The organism is Nocardia sp. No.11 (assembly GCF_038752175.1).
Taxonomy (GTDB): Bacteria; Actinomycetota; Actinomycetes; order Mycobacteriales; family Mycobacteriaceae; genus Nocardia; species Nocardia canadensis.
The window spans coordinates 1-15,907 of the sequence record NZ_JBCGFB010000033.1 but is presented as its reverse complement, the minus strand read 5'-3'; the positions used below and the strand labels follow the sequence as shown (position 1 = coordinate 15,907).

The 15,907-nt window shown below is 70.9% G+C and carries 13 protein-coding genes; 7 read left to right on the top strand and 6 right to left on the bottom strand.

Translation table 11 applies throughout. The features are described 5' to 3' along the window. The first annotated feature begins 19 nt into the window (after window positions 1-19). Together V8688_RS13075 and V8688_RS13070 are read left to right on the top strand one after the other, a co-directional pair. Window positions 20-1,021: an ABC transporter substrate-binding protein gene (locus V8688_RS13075; RefSeq protein WP_255588470.1), complete on the top strand. Its 1,002-nt coding sequence runs from the start codon at window positions 20-22 to the stop codon at window positions 1,019-1,021. Window positions 1,022-1,185: 164 nt separating this feature from the next. Then, window positions 1,186-1,929, top strand: a complete 744-nt coding sequence (locus tag V8688_RS13070; RefSeq protein ID WP_342800884.1) for a hypothetical protein — start codon at window positions 1,186-1,188, stop codon at window positions 1,927-1,929. A gap of 63 nt (window positions 1,930-1,992) precedes the next feature. On the opposite strand, the gene V8688_RS13065 is transcribed toward V8688_RS13070, so the two are convergent. Genes V8688_RS13065 through V8688_RS13055 form a run of 3 tightly spaced genes read right to left on the bottom strand, consistent with a single transcriptional unit; the run spans window position 1,993 to window position 4,852 of the window. After that, a complete protein-coding gene (locus V8688_RS13065) occupies window positions 1,993-3,414 on the bottom strand; it encodes an NAD(P)(+) transhydrogenase (Re/Si-specific) subunit beta (RefSeq protein ID WP_218720975.1) in 1,422 nt (473 codons plus the stop codon). A gap of 17 nt (window positions 3,415-3,431) precedes the next feature. Continuing rightward, window positions 3,432-3,734, bottom strand: a complete 303-nt coding sequence (locus V8688_RS13060; protein ID WP_019045334.1) for an NAD(P) transhydrogenase subunit alpha — start codon at window positions 3,732-3,734, stop codon at window positions 3,432-3,434. After that, on the bottom strand, window positions 3,734-4,852 hold the full coding sequence (locus tag V8688_RS13055) for a Re/Si-specific NAD(P)(+) transhydrogenase subunit alpha (protein WP_218720936.1): 1,119 nt from the start codon (window positions 4,850-4,852) through the stop codon (window positions 3,734-3,736). The genes V8688_RS13060 and V8688_RS13055 overlap by 1 nt, the downstream gene beginning before the upstream one ends. 407 nt (window positions 4,853-5,259) lie before the next feature. Here V8688_RS13055 and V8688_RS13050 point away from each other — a divergent pair, with 407 nt between their 5' ends. Genes V8688_RS13050 through V8688_RS13040 form a run of 3 tightly spaced genes read left to right on the top strand, consistent with a single transcriptional unit; the run spans window position 5,260 to window position 7,216 of the window. Beyond that, window positions 5,260-5,703 carry an HIT family protein gene (locus tag V8688_RS13050; RefSeq protein WP_218720935.1) on the top strand — a complete coding sequence of 148 codons (444 nt, stop codon included), beginning with the start codon at window positions 5,260-5,262 and terminating at the stop codon, window positions 5,701-5,703. Then, complete coding sequence (locus V8688_RS13045; RefSeq protein ID WP_316573654.1) at window positions 5,700-6,542, top strand: maleylpyruvate isomerase family mycothiol-dependent enzyme; 843 nt, start codon at window positions 5,700-5,702, stop codon at window positions 6,540-6,542. Before V8688_RS13050 ends, V8688_RS13045 begins: the two co-directional genes overlap by 4 nt. Further along, window positions 6,542-7,216, top strand: a complete 675-nt coding sequence (locus tag V8688_RS13040) for a Type 1 glutamine amidotransferase-like domain-containing protein (RefSeq protein WP_218720933.1) — start codon at window positions 6,542-6,544, stop codon at window positions 7,214-7,216. The genes V8688_RS13045 and V8688_RS13040 overlap by 1 nt, the downstream gene beginning before the upstream one ends. Here the strand turns inward: V8688_RS13040 and V8688_RS13035 are convergent. Together V8688_RS13035 and V8688_RS13030 are read right to left on the bottom strand one after the other, a co-directional pair. Beyond that, complete coding sequence (locus V8688_RS13035) at window positions 7,187-7,690, bottom strand: GtrA family protein (protein WP_316573653.1); 504 nt, start codon at window positions 7,688-7,690, stop codon at window positions 7,187-7,189. The genes V8688_RS13040 and V8688_RS13035 overlap by 30 nt on opposite strands. Window positions 7,691-7,756: 66 nt before the next feature. After that, window positions 7,757-8,092, bottom strand: coding sequence for a hypothetical protein (locus tag V8688_RS13030; protein ID WP_218720931.1), 336 nt, complete (start codon window positions 8,090-8,092; stop codon window positions 7,757-7,759). Between the two features lie 326 nt (window positions 8,093-8,418). Between V8688_RS13030 and V8688_RS13025 the strand changes: the two genes are divergently transcribed. Both V8688_RS13025 and V8688_RS13020 read left to right on the top strand, forming a co-directional pair. Continuing rightward, window positions 8,419-9,792 carry an FAD-linked oxidase C-terminal domain-containing protein gene (locus tag V8688_RS13025; RefSeq protein ID WP_218720930.1) on the top strand — a complete coding sequence of 458 codons (1,374 nt, stop codon included), beginning with the start codon at window positions 8,419-8,421 and terminating at the stop codon, window positions 9,790-9,792. A gap of 37 nt (window positions 9,793-9,829) precedes the next feature. Beyond that, window positions 9,830-10,114 (top strand): GNAT family N-acetyltransferase, encoded by a 285-nt coding sequence (locus V8688_RS13020; RefSeq protein WP_218720929.1) that lies wholly within the window; start codon window positions 9,830-9,832, stop codon window positions 10,112-10,114. Here V8688_RS13020 and V8688_RS13015 read toward each other — a convergent pair. Continuing rightward, a partial coding sequence (locus V8688_RS13015) for an amino acid adenylation domain-containing protein (protein ID WP_342800883.1) occupies window positions 10,111-15,907 on the bottom strand: 5,797 nt, incomplete at its 5' end. The genes V8688_RS13020 and V8688_RS13015 overlap by 4 nt on opposite strands.

The window sequence follows — 15,907 nt, the reverse complement described above, 5'->3', positions numbered from 1 at the left end:
GAAAGAAGGAAATCACTCCATGTCAGCGCACCGAATGACGGCACGCATGCGTGCCGCCGTCGCTCTCCTGATCGTCGCGGTGACCGCGACGGCGGTGGGCTGCGGCAGCTCCACCTCCGAGCAGGCGGCCGAGTCCGGCACTCGCCAGGTGGAAACCGCCAAGGGCCCGGTCACCGTGCCCGCCGACCCACAGCGCATCGTGGTCCTCAACGGCGCGCTCGCCGGGTACCTGTTCGACCTCGACGCCAAGGTGAAGGCCGCGGATCCACGGATTCTGGGTGTCACGTTGCAGCCCGGCGAGTTCCCCGCCGCCTGGGCCGCCGATGCCGAGGCACAGGGCACCGTGGCGGTGCCCTCCGGCGACGACCTGAACCTGGAGTTCATCGCCGCCCAGCAGCCCGACCTGATCATCGGCGGCGGACCGGGCTGGCCGGGTCAGCAGACGATCAAGAACTACGACAAGCTGGCCGCGGTCGCGCCCACCGCGCTGGTGGCGTCCAACCTCGCCAACTGGCAGGACCAGCTGAAGGCGGTGGCCGACTTCGTCAACCGCCCCGAGAAGGTCGACGGCATGATCACCGCCTACAACACGCGGGTCGACGAGGTGAAATCCGCCGTGCGGCTGCCGCAGGGCGCGACGGCGGTGATGCAGTCCCAGTCCGATGGCAAGCCCATCCTGCTCGCCCCCAACACCCCGCTGGCCACGCTGCTGTCCGGGGTCGGCTTCACCGTCGACGACAAGATCGAAGCGAAGGCGGGCAACCCGACCAAGGCCGAGGCCGGTGACTGGGTCACCTTCAGCCCCGAACTGCTGAGCACCGTCGTCGACGCTCCGGTGCTGTTCGTGATCAAGCTCGACGGCGGCCGCGACATCGCCCAGCTGAAGCAGGACCCGGCGCTGGCCATGCTGCCCGCCTTCCAGCGGGGCCAGGTCTACGAGCTGCCCGCCGCCAGCAAGCGGCCGGACTACCGGCAGGCCATGGCGACCCTCGATCTGCTGGCCGAGCGCTTCAAGAAGTAGTCCTCGGGCACCGACGCCGTCCCGATCACCCCGTCCGCCGGACCTCCAGCGGGCGGGGTGGCCGCGTTTCGGCGGCACCGCACCACGCACGGACGGGTTGGCCGAGGATTCCGGCTGTGGCACAGTCGGTTCCGCGACAGTCGCGTGGGAGTGGGGGGTCAACGGTGCGCAAGATCGTCGGAGTGGAGCCGTTCGTCACCGAGCGTTCGGCTCTGCTCGCGGAAGGCAATCACTTCACCGCCCGCTACCAGGAGCTGGGCGCCACCGACGACGGCTGGGCGGCCTACCAGCGTTTCTCCGCGCTCCACGCCCGGTACCAGGAACTGCTGCCCGACATCGTGGTCTCGCGGTGCCCGTTCACCGGACAGCTGGTGTACTGGCCGCTCGACATCGTCGATGTCGACGGGTGGTTCTGGATGTCGTCCAACCCGGTTCGCCGCTTGGACCCCGTACCGCACACCTGGTTGTTGATGGCCGGTGCGATGCGGCTCGACGGCCCGCCCGCGCCCGCGCCGTTCGCCCGCCGCGTAGGCCCCGACGTGCCCTATGTGTATCCCCAGGTACTCGGCCATCCCGAGATACGCGCCGTGATCACCCAGCTGCGGGTCGGTCCGCACACCGGCTGGCCGATCACCTACCACTGCTCCGTGTACCGGCCGCGCGGCATCGCGCTCGAACCGGTGTGGGGCAGTGACCATTACGACGTCGTTCGGGCTCCGGGCCGGTACGCCGCCTGGGACGACAACTGGGGCTCCAACAGCAAGGACTTCGATCTGAGACCCTGGCTGGACAGCGGCAAGCTCCAGTGGATCGCCCCCGATGACGCCACCGCGACCCTGCGCACCGGTTCCGCCGATTGCCCCTATCCGGATCTCCCGGGGACCCGCAAGTACAACCGGCTGTTCTGAGCCGACAACGCAAGGGGCCCTTGCCGTTCGCGATGAACGGCAAGGGCCCCGGGACGTGGCGACTTACAGCGCCTTGAGTTCCTCGGTGACCGCACCGACGGACTTCTTGGCGTCGCCGAACAGCATGGAGGTGTGATCGGCGTAGAACAGCGGATTGTCGATGCCGGCGAAGCCGGAGTTCATCGAGCGCTTGAGCACGATGACGCTCTTGGCCTGGTCGACGTTGAGGACCGGCATGCCGTAGATCGGGCTGGACTTGTCCTCGCGGGCGGCCGGGTTGGTGACGTCGTTGGCGCCGATGACCAGGACCACATCGGTACGGCCGAATTCGCCGTTGATGTCGTCCATTTCCTTCATCGCGTCGTAGGAGACCTCGGCCTCGGCCAGCAGCACGTTCATGTGACCGGGCATGCGACCGGCGACCGGGTGGATCGCGTACTTGACCTCGACGCCCTTGCCCTCGAGCAGCGAGGCCATCTCCTTGACCGCGTGCTGGGCCTGGGCGACGGCCATACCGTAGCCGGGCACCACGATGACCTGGTTGGCGTAGGCCATCTGGATCGCGGCGTCGGCGGCCGAGGTGGCCTTGGCCTGCTTGTTCTCGCCACCGGCGCCGCCACCGGCCGCACCGCCGCCGCCACCGAAGCCACCGGCGACGATGGCCGGGATGGAGCGGTTCATGGCCTTGGCCATGAGGTTGGTCAGGATGGTGCCGGACGCGCCGACGATCATGCCCGCGACGATCATCGCGGTGTTGTTCAGCGCCAGGCCCGCGGCCGCGGCCGACAGCCCGGTCAGGGCGTTGAGCAGCGAGATGACGACCGGCATGTCCGCGCCACCGATCGGCAGCACGACCATCAGGCCGAGCACACCGGCCAGCACCAGCAGGCCGATCATCCACAGCTGCGAGACGCCGCCGTTGTCGGCACCGAGGCCGATGACCACGGCGCACACGATCGCGCCGACGAGCAGCAGCAGGTTCAGCGGCTGCTGCAGGCGGCCGACGCTGATCGGCTTGCCGGACAGGATCTCCTGCAGCTTGGCGAAGGCGATGATCGAGCCCCAGAACGAGACCGAACCGATCACCGCGGCGAACAGCGAGCCGATGATGATGTGGATGTTCGGCTCGTCGTGCAGCGCCGAGAAGCCCGAGCTGTCGATGAACTCGGCCCACGCGATGAGCGCGACCGTGCCACCACCGACACCGTTGAACGCGGCGACCAGCTGCGGCATCTCGGTCATCTTGGTGCGCACGGCGGGCGGAACACCCAGTGCCACACCGACGACCAGGCCCGCGCCGATCAGGATCCAGTTGATCAGGTCCGCGTGGCGCACCGAGATCAGCGTGGCGATCACGGCGATGGCCATGCCGACCGCGGCGATCTGGTTGCCGCGCACCGCGGTCTTCGGACCGGTCAGGCCCATCAGGCCGTAGATGAACATGGAGAAGGCCACGATGTAGAGGCCGTTGACCAGGTAGGTCATGTTGTCGACTGCGTGCATCACTCGGCCGCCTTCTTCTTACCCTTGAACATGCCGAGCATGCGGTCGGTGACCACGAAGCCACCGATGACGTTCAGCGTTCCGAACACCACGGCGACGAACAGGATGATCTGGACCAGCAGGGACGGGTCCTTCACATTGCCCAGCGTCACCAGCGCACCGAGCACCACGATGCCGTGGATGGCGTTGGTGCCCGACATCAGCGGGGTGTGCAGGGTGTTGGGGACCTTGGAGATGACGGCGAAGCCGACGAATCCGGACAGGACCAGGATCGCGATATTGGCGAGAAGTTCGGTGTACATCAGGCTTCCACCTCACGGGTGACACAGGAATCGGCCAGCACCTGGTCCTCGAAATCGGGCGCGAGCTTGCCGTCGACCAGCATCAGCTCCAGCAGGGCCGCGATGTTCTTGGAGTACAGCTCGCTGGCGTGCTCGGGCATGGTGGCGGGCAGGTTCAGCGGCGAGGCGATGGTCACCTCGTGCTTGACCACGGTCTGTCCGGGCTCGGTGAGCTCGCAGTTGCCGCCGGTCTCCCCGGCCAGGTCGACGATCACGCTGCCGGGCTTCATGCCCTCCACGGCGGCGGCGGTGACCAGGCGCGGCGCGGGACGACCCGGCACCAGCGCGGTGGTGATGACCACGTCGAAGCCCTTGATGGCGTCTTCGAGGGCCTTCTGCTGCTGGGCCTTCTCGTCGTCGGTGAGTTCGCGGGCGTAGCCACCCTCACCGGCGGCGTCGATGCCCAGGTCGAGCCACTGGGCGCCGACCGAGCGCACCTGGTCGGCGACCTCGGGACGCACGTCGTAGCCGGTGGTGCGGCCGCCGAGGCGCTTGGCCGTGGCCAGCGCCTGCAGACCGGCGACACCGACGCCGAGCACCAGCACGGTGGCCGGCTTCACGGTGCCCGCGGCGGTGGTCAGCATCGGGAAGAAGCGGGTGGACTCCGAGGCGGCGAGCAGCACGGCCTTGTATCCGGCGACGTTGGCCTGCGAGGACAGCGCGTCCATCACCTGCGCGCGCGAGATACGCGGAATCGCCTCGACCGCGAAGGCCTGCACACCGGCGGAGCGCAGCGCGCCGATCTGGTTCTCGGCGTTGCGGGGCGTGAGGAACCCGATCAGAGTCTGTCCGGAGGACAGCTTGGCCACCTCGGCATCGCTGGGCGGGGCGACCTTGACCACGACCTCGGCCGACCACGGATCACCGATGGTCGCGCCCGCCTCGACAAAGGCTTCGTCGGGGATGAGGGCGCCGAGGCCGGCACCGGCTTCCACGACCACCTCGACACCCTGCTTGGACAGGGCGGGGATGATCTTGGGCACCAATGCGACCCGCCGCTCACCCGGGCCGGACTCGCGAACGACTCCGACACGCGCGCCGCGCGGCGAACCCTCGCCCACGTTTTGCGTTGTCTCCACTAGTCAGACTTCCTTCTTGTGCTGGCTTCGAGCCGGGGAACAACGGGTCAGCCGACGTTACTTGCGAGTAGGTTCGGCTGAAATCCTCGCTACTGTACTCGGCTCGCGGTGAGCCTAGCCGAGATGCCCGTCACATCGGCGGGCTGGACCATCCACTGGGAAATAGGACAGACCCGACCCGTTTCGCCAAGTTGACGACCTTTCCGCACGGCGGCCGCGGCCCCGCGGCCATGATCACATTCGTCGCCGCAGGTAGGGCCGGACAAGACCGCACATGAAGGTGGGCTACTTACTTCCACGTCCGAATGCTGGTCAGCCGACCGGTTACTCGACATACGTGACGCGCGTCATGTCGGTGCGGGGTTCGGACTGTTGCGCGACCCACGCCACACCGTAGGGTCGTCGCTGTGAACGACTGCGTCTTCTGTCGGATCGTGGCGGGTGCCGCGCCCGCGACCAAGGTCTACGAGGACGACGCGGTGTGCGCGTTCCTCGACATCAGGCCGATCACCCGCGGGCACACCCTGGTCGTTCCCAAGCAGCATGCCACCGAGCTCGACGATCTCGCCCCCGATCTGGGCGCGACACTCTTCCGCACCGGGCACCGGCTCGCGCGCGCCCTGCGCCGTAGCGACTTGAGCAGCGACGGCGCCAATCTCATCCTCAACGACGGAATCGCGGCCTTCCAGACCGTCGGCCATGTGCACCTGCACGTGGTGCCGCGTAGACACGGGGACAAGCTCAGCTTCGCCAAGGGCTTCCTGCTGCGCCGCCCCCACGAACCGAACTCGACCGCGGCCGCGATCCGCGCCGGACTCACGGCGCTCGACGCTGAAGGAGCACAGGGATGACCGAGGGCACGCCCGACCGCGAGCAGCTGACCGACCTGCTCGCCCAGCAGTGGGAGGCCATCGGCATCCTGGTGGCCGACCTCGACGAGAAGGCGTGGCGCAAGCCGTCGCCGCTGCCGGGCTGGACGCTGTTCGACGTGGTCGCGCATGTGATCGGCACCGAGTCGTGGTTGCTCGGCGAGACCCCGCCCCCGCACGACCCGCTGCGGCCCAAGACCGACGTGCGGACCCTGCCGCACGTGCGCAACGAGGTCGCGGTGCTCAACGAGATCTGGATCGACCGACTACGCCCGCTGTCCGGCAAGCGGCTGCTCGCGCTGTTCGACGAGGTCACCGATCGCCGGCGAGCCGCCCTGGCCGCGATGGACGAGCAGGCCTGGCAGACACCGACCGTGTCGCCGGTCGGGCAGGTGCCCTACGGGCGGTTCATGCGGGTGCGCCTGTTCGACTGCTGGATGCACGAACTCGACCTCGCCGACGGCATCGGCCGCCCGGTGTCCGAGGGCGGCGCGCGCGCCGAGACCGCCTTCGCCGAACTCACCATCGGGCTGGGCCGGGCCGTGGTGAAGGGGGCCAAGGCGCCCGACGGCGCGCGCCTGACCTTCGACCTCACCGGCCCGGTCACCCGGCAGATCCACCTCGGGGTGCTCGACGGCCGCGGCGCGGTGCTCGACGCCGCCGACGCCGAACCGAACGCCGTGATCAGCATGGATTCCGGGCTCTTCGCGCGCTTGCGCGGCGGGCGGACCACCGCCGACGCGCACCGTGACGAGGTCACCGTGACCGGTGACAAGGCCCTCGGCGAGCGCCTCGTGCAGAACCTGGCCTTCACCATCTGATGCGGTTGTTCCTGGCGTCGTATCGGTTCGGCGCCTTCGCCGACCGGCTCGCCGGGCTCGTCGGCGCGCCGGGCGGCCGAGTCGCGGTGATCCCCAACGCCTGTGACGCGTGGCCTGCCGCGTGGTCGTCGGCGGTGGCCAGTGACCTGACCCCGCTGCGGCAGCACGGGTACGCGCCGGAAGTGGTCGACCTGCGCGACCACCTCGGCGCGCCGGGTGAACTGGAGCGGCGTCTGCGCGCGTTCGCCATGGTGTGGGTGCGCGGCGGGAACACCTTCGTCCTGCGGGCCCAATTCGCCCGCAGCGGAGCCGATTCCGTGCTGCCCGCGCTGCTCGCCGAGGACGCGCTGGTCTACGCGGGCTACAGCGCGGGCGCCTGCCTGCTCGCCCCCGACCTGCACGGCCTGGAGACGATGGACGACCCCGCCGAGGTGCGTCCGGCCACCGGCGTCGAATCACGATGGGACGGACTGGGTGTGGTGGACCGGCCGCTCGTGGTTCATCTCGACTCCCCCACCGACCCCGACGGCGAGTCCGCGAAGCTGCTGGCCCGCTATCGCGCCGAGGGCACCCCGCACTGGGCCCTCACCGACGACGACGTCGTCCTGGTCGACGGCGACCGTACCGAGGTGCTGCGCGGCGGTTCAGCGCCCGGCGCCGACCGGATCCGCTGATCGCTTGCGCCGGAACACGATCCAGCGCATCGCGGAGTACATGTAGACGGCCTCGCAGGCCCCGGCGGCCAGCCGCGCGAGGTGATACTCCATGCCCAGCGCTACCAGACCGGAGCCGACCCCGAGGATGAAGGCCAGATAGTTCACCAGCACCACCGCCGCGTACACCACGGCCTGCGTGCCCATCGGCGCGTGCGAGTGGAAGTTGAAGGTGCGGTTGAGCAGGAAGGCCAGGCCGAAGGCGGCGACATAGGCCAGCGTGATCGACACCGGTACCGGCACCCCGAGCCCGGTGTGCAGCAGCGTGAGCAGCAGCAGGTCGACACCGAAGGTGAAACTGTTGATCAGGCCGAAGCCGAGCAGCGTCGCGGGCACGATCCGGTCCAGCCCGAACGGCAGGCGGGCGACGACGGCCTCGCACCAGCGGGTGAACCGGTCGGCGATCGAGTCGGTGACACTCGCGTGCTGCTCCACGCCGTCAGCCTGCCAGCGCGAGATGACGCCGAGATGAGCAGTCGGCAAACGGGCGCGTGCGCCGCCTCAGTGCGGGACGGCGACGGCCACCGCGTGCGCGGTCGGCTGCTCGACGACCGGGCGGCCGAGCGCGGTCCAGGCGGCCAGGCAGCGGCGCCGGGTGAACTCGTCGGCCTCGGCGAGCAGCGCGTCCCGCAGCAGGCGCGGTTCGGCGGACCATTCACCGGCGATCTCGGCCAGCGCGCGGATGCCGAACATGCCGGTGGCCTCCAGCGCGGACAGCCACTCCTCGTGTTCGCCGTCGCGCACCCGGCGCATGGCATCGGGGTCGATCCCGGCATCGGCGAACTCGGCGGCGAGCAGCGCGCCGACCAACTCGTTGCGGTCCTGCGGTTCCTTCATCTTCCGGCCCCTCCCGGCGAGTACGGTGCGACGCGGCGCGTCGGTGTGTGCGATGCGCGAGCGAGCGCACCGTAGAGCGGAATGCGAAACACGCCGGGTGCGCGACGGCCGATCGCCGACGGACACACCCGCTATGGGCATTGTGACGGGTTGGACGCCGTATACACCAACCGGGCGCGCCGGATCACAATCATGCGCAAATTCACTTGGTCGGGCGCACATCACGTCGGTCAGGTGACCAGCTCGCTCCCACGGCGGGTCAGCGCTGCTCACGAGTCCGGCCGGAGTACCGACGCGGGGTGGTCGTCGCGGGTTAATTTGAGTAGGTGGACGAGAGCAGGGTTGACCTCGAGTCGTTGATTTCCGCGGTGTCCGAGGGGGCTGTGGTCCTCGATCCCGATCTGCTGGCGGGGTACCGGCAGGACTGGGCGCGCGATCCGGACGCGGGCACGCCGCTGGCGGTGGTGCGGGCGCGCGACACCGCCGACGTGGTGGCCACGCTGCGGTGGGCGCACGCGGGGCGGGTGCCCGTCGTGCCGCGCGGGGCCGGGTCGGGGTTGTCCGGTGGCGCGACCGCGGTGGACGGCGGGATCGTGCTCAGCACCGAGCTGATGCGCGCGATCAGCGTCGACGCGGTCACCCGGACCGCCGTCGTCGGGCCCGGGCTGCTCAACGCCGAGGTCAAGCGGGCCGTCGCGGCGGAAGGCCTGTGGTATCCGCCCGATCCGTCCTCGTTCGAGATGTGCTCCATCGGCGGCAACGCGGCGACCAACGCGGGCGGGCTGTGCTGCGTGAAGTACGGCGTCACCACCGACTACGTGCTCGGCATGGAGGTGGTGCTGGCCGACGGGACCGCCGTGCGGCTGGGCGGACCGCGGCTGAAGGACTCGGCCGGACTGTCGCTGACCAAGCTGTTCGTCGGCAGCGAGGGCACGCTCGGGGTGATCACCGAACTGACCCTGCGCCTGCTGCCCGCCCAGCCGCCGCAGGCGACCGTCGTCGCGAGTTTCGGCTCGCTCACCGCCGCCACCGACGCGATCCTGGCCATCACCTCGACGCTGCGCCCGGCGATGCTCGAGTTCATGGACACCGTTGCGATCAACGCCGTCGAGGACGAGATGCGGATGGGGCTGGACCGCACCGCCGCCGCGCTGCTGGTCGCCCGGTCCGACGCGCCGGGCGAATTCGCCGCGCACGAAGCGCGGTTGATGGTGTCGCTGTGCGAGAAGGCCGGGGCGACCGAGGTTTTCGATACCGAGGATCCCGCCGAGGGCGAAGCCTTCACCGCCGCACGGCGATTCGCGATCCCCGCTGTGGAGCGGATCGGACCGCTGCTGCTCGAGGACGTCGGCGTCCCGCTGCCCCGGCTGGGTGATCTGATCACCGGGATCACCGCCATCGGGGAACGCAACGACGTGCTGGTCTCGGTCATCGCGCACGCGGGCGACGGCAACACCCACCCGCTGATCGTGCACGACCCCACCGACCCAGACAACACCGCCCGCGCGCACCGCGCCTTCGGCGAGATCATGGACCTCGCCATCGCGCTGGGCGGCACCATCACCGGCGAGCACGGCGTCGGCCGATTGAAGAAGGCGTGGCTGCCGGATCAGGTGGGTCCCGAGGTGATGGCGCTGACCCGCCGGATCAAGGACGCGCTCGACCCCGAGGGCATCCTCAACCCCGGTGCGGTGCTCTAGCGGAACAACCCGTCCCGGCACCGGGTTAGCATCCGGTATGACCACCAGGCTCGAGCACAACGTCGCCGATACCCGCTACGAGATCTATCACGACGACGTCCTCGCGGGATACGCCGACTACGCCGAACGGGACGACCCCAAGGTCCGCGATTTCCACCACACCATGACCTTCCCGGAGTACCGGGGCCGCGGCGTGGCCGCCGACGTGGTGAAGTTCGGCCTCGACGATTCCCGCGCCGCCGGCTACCAGGTCATCCCCACCTGCTGGTACGTGGAGAAGTACATCGCCGAGCACCGCGAGTACGCCGACCTGGTCGCCTAGCGCCGCAGGTAGCCCGCCAGGATCGGGCCGATCACGGCGAGCGCCTCGGGGCCGGTGAGCCGGTTGTGCTCGTGCCCGGTCTGATGGTCGATGATCTCGCCGCTGATGTAGGGGCGCCAGGTGTCGGCGTTGGGCGCGTAGCCGGGACGGGCGCTGGTGCTGCTGAAGAACAGCAGGTCGCCGTCGAACACGCCCGGCGCGTAGCCGGCGGCTTCGCGGACGATCTGCTGGTAGTCGGCGTAGAGCCGGCGCAGGTCTGCCGCGCTGATGGTGTCGAGGAGTCCGGCGGCCGGGTTGCCGGGGCCGGCGCCGACCTCGTTGTCGGCGCCGGGCAGCGGTGCGGCAGTACCCCGATACCCCGCGGAATCGGCCGACGACGCTGTCGGCGCGATTCGATCGACGGCGTCGGCGGCAGCGCCGGCGCGTAGTAGTCGGGCGGCCTGTTCGGCCTGGTCGCCGCCGCCGAGCCGGGCCGGATCGAGGCCGCCGAACTCGGCGAGCAGGGCCTGCATCGGCGGCATGTCCGCGGCGCTGGCCGGGTCGACGTCGGCCCGACCGTCCAGGATGATCAGCGCGTCGACCTGGGCGCCCCGGCGCTGGAGTTCCACCGCGAGCGCGTGGGCGATCGGGCCGCCCGCGGAGTAGCCGAGCAGCCGGTACGGTCCGTCGGGCTGGGTCGCCTGGATCTCGTCGGCGTAGTGCGCGACCCGCTCGCGCAGCGGCCGGTCGGGTCGTTCGGCCGCGATCCCGGGTGATTGCAGGCCGTAGACCGGATAGCCGGGGTCGAGCTGAGCGGACAGCCCCGCGTAGCACCAGGCGACGCCGATCGCCGGATGCACGCAGAACAGGGCCGGGCCGGTGCCGCCGGAACGCAGCGGCAGCAGCGTCCGCAGGGCCGGATCGACGGGGGTGTCCCCGGACACGGCGATCCGCTCGGCGAGCGCGCCCGGCGACGGGTCGCCGAACATCCACTGCACCGGCATCGGGAAGTCGAGCAGCTCGCGCACCTGCGCGACCAACCGGATGGCGACCATGGAGGTGCCGCCCAGCTCGAAGAAGTTGTCGTCCAGGCCGACCCGGTCGACATCGAGCACCGTCTCGAACGCGGTGACCACGGCGTGCTCGGTCGGCGTCACCGGCGGCCGGTACGGCAGGTCGACGCGGTGCGCGGGCGCGGGCGCGAGCGCGTGCACGACGGTGCCGGGTGGCGCGGTGACATCGAGCGCGCCGACCAGCAGGCCGGGATCGGCGGTGACCGCGTCGAGCACGTCGACGAAGCGATGCGCGATGGTCGCCGCGGTCGATTCCTCGAACAGGTCGCGGGCGAAGGTCAGGGTGCCCGACATGCCCGCGGGCGCGCCGTCGGGACCGAACTCCTCGGCCAGCATCCACTCCAGGTCGAATTTCGCGCCGACCGGCGGCATCTCGATCGGCCGGACGTGCAGATCGGGCAGATCGAACGACTCCCGATCGAAGTTCTGGAAGACCAGCAGCACCTGGAACAGCGGGTGGTGCGCGGTGGACCTGGTGGGGGCCAGCACTTCCACGAGCTGTTCGAAGGGGACATCGGCATTGCCGAAGGCGTCCAGGTCGCCGTCCTTGGTCGCGGCGAGCAGCGCCTCGAAGGTGTCCGCGGACCGCACCCGGCTGCGCAGGACCAGGGTGTTGACGAACATGCCGATGAGATCGTCGAGTTCACCGGCGCCACGGCCCGCGATGACCGAACCGATCGCCACCTCCTCGGTCCCGGACAGCCGCGCCAGCAGGACCGCCAGCGCCGCGTGCGCCACCATGAACACGCTGACGCCGTGCCAGCGGGCCAGTTCGCGCAGCCGGATCTGAACGGTCGCGTCGATCTCGAATTCGACCAGTCCCGCCCGGTGGGTGAGGATCGCCGGGCGCGGATGGTCGCTGGGCAGCGCCGAGACCTCGGGCAGTCCCGCGAGGCGGTCGCGCCAGTACGCCAGCTGCTGATACGCCACGCTGCCGGGATCGTCCGCGTCGCCGAGCACTTCGTGCTGCCACAGCGCGTAGTCGGGGTACTGCAGCGGCAGCGGCGCCCACGCCGGGGCGGTGCCCGCGCGGCGCGCCGCGTAGGCGATCGCGACGTCGCGGGTCAGCGGTGCCAGCGACCAGCCGTCGGAAGCGATGTGGTGCATGGTGACCGCCAGGACCGACCGCTGCGCGGCGATCCGGAACAGGCCAACCCGCACCGGCACTTCGGTGGTGAGGTCGAAGCCCCGGGCGATCTCACCCGCCACCGCCGCCCGGATACCGTCCGGCTCGATCGCCGACACCCGCACCGGCACCCGGGCGTCGGCGCGCACATCCTGGTACGGGTCACCGTCGGCGGCGACGGGGTATACGGTGCGCAGCGATTCATGCCGGGCCGCGACGTCGGCGACCGCGGCGCGCAACACCACCGGGTCGATCTCGCCGTCCACCTCGACGGCGATCGGCACGTTCTGGGCGGGCGAATCCGGGTCGTAGCGGTTGAGGAACCACATCCGCCGCTGCGCGGCCGAGAGCGGAATCCGGTCGGAGCGCGGCCGTGGGCCCGGACGCGGGCCCGGCGGGCGCGCGTCGGCGCGGATAGCGGCGGCCAGCTCGGCGACGGTCGGCGCGTCGAAGACGGTGCGCACCGGAACGCGGGTATCGAGGGCCGCGCCGAGCCGGGCCGCGATCCTGGTCGCGATCAGCGAGTTGCCGCCGAGGGCGAAGAAGTCGTCGTCCAGGCCGACCTTCGGCACGCCGAGCAGGTCGGCGAAGGTGTCGGCCACCGCCCGCTCGGCCGCGGTGACCGGAGCCCGGAACCGGCCGGCTCTGAGGTCGGGAGCGGGCAACGCGCGCCGGTCGAGCTTGCCGTTGGCGGTGCGCGGCAGCGCGTCGAGGACGACGAAGGCCGAGGGCACCATGTACGACGGAAGATGCAGCGCCAGCGCCGCTTTCACCGCGTCGACGTCGAGCGTTCCCGGCTGTTCGGGCACCGGGTAGGCCACGAGCAGTTCGCCGACGGCGGGGTCGGTGTACACGGTGACGGCGGCCTGCCGCACCGCCGGGTCCGCGATGAGCGCCGATTCGATCTCACCCAGTTCGATGCGCAGGCCGCGCAGTTTCACCTGGAGGTCGCCACGGCCGCGGTAGTCCAGCGCGCCGGCGCGGCGGCGCACGAGATCACCGGTGCGATACATCCGTTCGCCCGGGCCGCCGAACGGGTCGGCGACGAAACGAGCGGCGGTGAGATCGGCGCGGCCCTGGTAGCCGCGGGCGAGCGCGGGCCCGGCCAGATACAGCTCGCCGGTGACGCCATCGGGCACCGGGTGCAGCCGCTCGTCGAGCACCAGCGCGGCCAGGCCCGGAATCGGTGTGCCGATGGTGATCTCGCCGCCGGGCAGCAGCGGGCCCGCGCCGGTTGCCCAGATGGTGGCCTCGGTCGGCCCGTAGTCGTTGAAATGCACCCGCCCCGGCGCCGCCCACCGCTGCACCAGCTCCGGCGGGCACGGTTCGCCGCCGGTGACGATGGCCCGCAGGTGCTCGTAGTCGACGGTGTCCACCGAGCTCAGCGCCGAGGGGGTGAGCGCGATATGGGTGACCCGTTCCCCGGCGAGCAGCTCGCCGAGCTCGGCCCCGCCGTACGCGGTCGGCCCCGCGACCACCAGGGCGGCGCCCGCGCCCGTGGCCAGCAGCAGTTCCAGCACGGCGGCGTCGAAACCCGGTGAGGCCACGTGCAGTACGCGCGAGTCGCTGGTGATACTCATCCGTTCCCGCTGCGCGGCGACCAGATTCGCCAGCCCGGCGTGGGTGACCACGACGCCCTTCGGCCTGCCGGTCGATCCGGAGGTGAAGATGAGGTAGGCGGCGTGCGCCGGTCGCGGGGGTGCCAGGCGTTCGGCGGGGTCGATCGGCGCGGCCGACACGGTGAGGTCCCCCGCGACCTGGTCGTCCAGGAACAGCCACCGCAACGCGGGGATCGCGTCCGCGCCCGGCACCACCGATCCGGGAGCCCTGCCCGCTGCCGTCCGAGCGTCGAGCCACGGATCGACGGCGGTGGCGTCGCGGGTGGTGATGCCGAGGTGGGCGCCGGAGTCGGTGACGATCTGGGCGATGCGGTCGGCGGGATAGGCGGGGTCGACCGGGACGAAGGGCGCGCCGGTCTTGGCGACGGCCCAGACGGCGGTGACCGAGGCGGCGCTGCGGCGGACGGCGATGACCACGGGGGTCTCGGGACCCGCGCCGCAGCGGATCAGGGTGCGGGCCAAGCGGTTCGAGCGCTCGTCCAGGTCACGGTAGGTGAGGTGGGTCGGCCCGTCGATGACGGCGACACCGTCCGGGTTCGTGGTGACGGCGGCGGCGAGCAGATCGGGCAGGACGGCGGGGGCGACGACGGCAGGCAGTGCGGCACCGGGCAGGATCGTGCGCTCGCGGGCATCGAGCAGGCCGATATCGCCCACCGGCACGGCGGGATTCGCGACGACGGCGCGCAGGATGCGCAGCCAGCGGTCGGCGAAGCGGGCGGCGGTGCTCGGGTCGAACAGGTCGGTCGCGTAGCCCAGGCGGACCGCCAATCCCTCGGCGCCGTCGTCACCGACGGTGACGCTGAGATCGAAGCGCAGGCTCTGCTGGTCCAGTTCGAGTGCCTCGACGCCCAGACCGGGTAGCGCGAACTCGGCGCGGCCCAGGTTCTGGAAGATCAACATGGCCTGGATCAGCGGATGGCGGGCCGCCGAGCGGGTGGGTTCGAGCAGGTCGACGAGGTTCTCGAAGGGGACGTCGGCGTGGGCGAAGGCATCGAGGTCGGTACGGCGGACCCGGTCGAGCAGGTCGGTGAACGGCAGCGCGACGGGCACCTCGGTGCGCAGCACCACCGTATTGACGAACATGCCTACCACTTCGTCGAGTTCGGCCACCCCGCGACCCGCGACGGGCGTGCCCAACGCGATGTCGGTGGTGCCCCCGAGGCGGGCGAACAGCACCGCCAGGGCGCTGTGCAGGACCATGAACAGCGAGCACCGGCGGGCGGCGGCGAGACGTTCCAGCCCGGCTCGCAGCTCCGGATCCACGGTGCGGGCGACGGTGCCCGCGCGCAGGGACGCGACCGGTAGGCGGGGACGATCGGCGGGCAGTTCCAGCCGGTCCGGGAGTCCCGCCAAGGTGTCGGTCCAATAGGCCAGCTGCCGCGCCGACAGCGCCTCGGGATCGTCGGGGCTGCCGAGCCGATCACGCTGCCACAGGGTGTAGTCCGCGAACTGCACCGCCGGCGCCCGCCACGCGGGAGACGACCCGGCGGCGCGGGCGGCGTAGGCGGTCATCACGTCGCGCGCGAGCGGCCCCATCGAGGAGCCGTCGGCGCTGATGTGGTGCACCACCACGGCCAGCACGTGTTCCTGGGGACCGACGCGGAACAGCCGCAGCCGCAAGGGAACCGCGGCGGCGACATCGAAACCCTCGGTGACACAGGCGAGGACGGCGGCCGCCAGGCGGGTGGGGTCGATGTCGGTGACCTCGATCCGGTCGGCGAGGTCGTCCGGCGCCACGACCACCTGGTAGCCGATGCCATCGTGGCCGGGGTACACGGTGCGCAGCGCCTCGTGCCGCTCGACCACGTCGAGCAGGGCCGCCCGCAGCGCGGCGAGGTCGAGCCGTCCGGTCAGCCGCAGCACCACCGGGATGTTGTAGGCGCCGGAGGCCGGGTCGTACTGGTTGACGAACCACATCCGCCGCTGCGCGGGCGCGAGCGGGATCCGGTCGGGGCGCGGCCCCGTGCTCGGCCCGCCGAGTACCCCGGCGGGCAGC

Excerpts from the sequence above, each read along its gene's own strand:
- V8688_RS13030 (WP_218720931.1), bottom strand. The coding sequence starts at position 8,092 with ATGAAGGAACCGCAGGACCGCAACGAGTTGGTCGGCGCGCTGCTCGCC.
- V8688_RS13020 (WP_218720929.1), top strand. The coding sequence starts at position 9,830 with ATGACCACCAGGCTCGAGCACAACGTCGCCGATACCCGCTACGAGATC.
- V8688_RS13065 (WP_218720975.1), bottom strand. The coding sequence starts at position 3,414 with ATGACCTACCTGGTCAACGGCCTCTACATCGTGGCCTTCTCCATGTTC.
- V8688_RS13040 (WP_218720933.1), top strand. The coding sequence starts at position 6,542 with ATGCGGTTGTTCCTGGCGTCGTATCGGTTCGGCGCCTTCGCCGACCGG.
- V8688_RS13045 (WP_316573654.1), top strand. The coding sequence starts at position 5,700 with ATGACCGAGGGCACGCCCGACCGCGAGCAGCTGACCGACCTGCTCGCC.
- V8688_RS13060 (WP_019045334.1), bottom strand. The coding sequence starts at position 3,734 with ATGTACACCGAACTTCTCGCCAATATCGCGATCCTGGTCCTGTCCGGA.
- V8688_RS13075 (WP_255588470.1), top strand. The coding sequence starts at position 20 with ATGTCAGCGCACCGAATGACGGCACGCATGCGTGCCGCCGTCGCTCTC.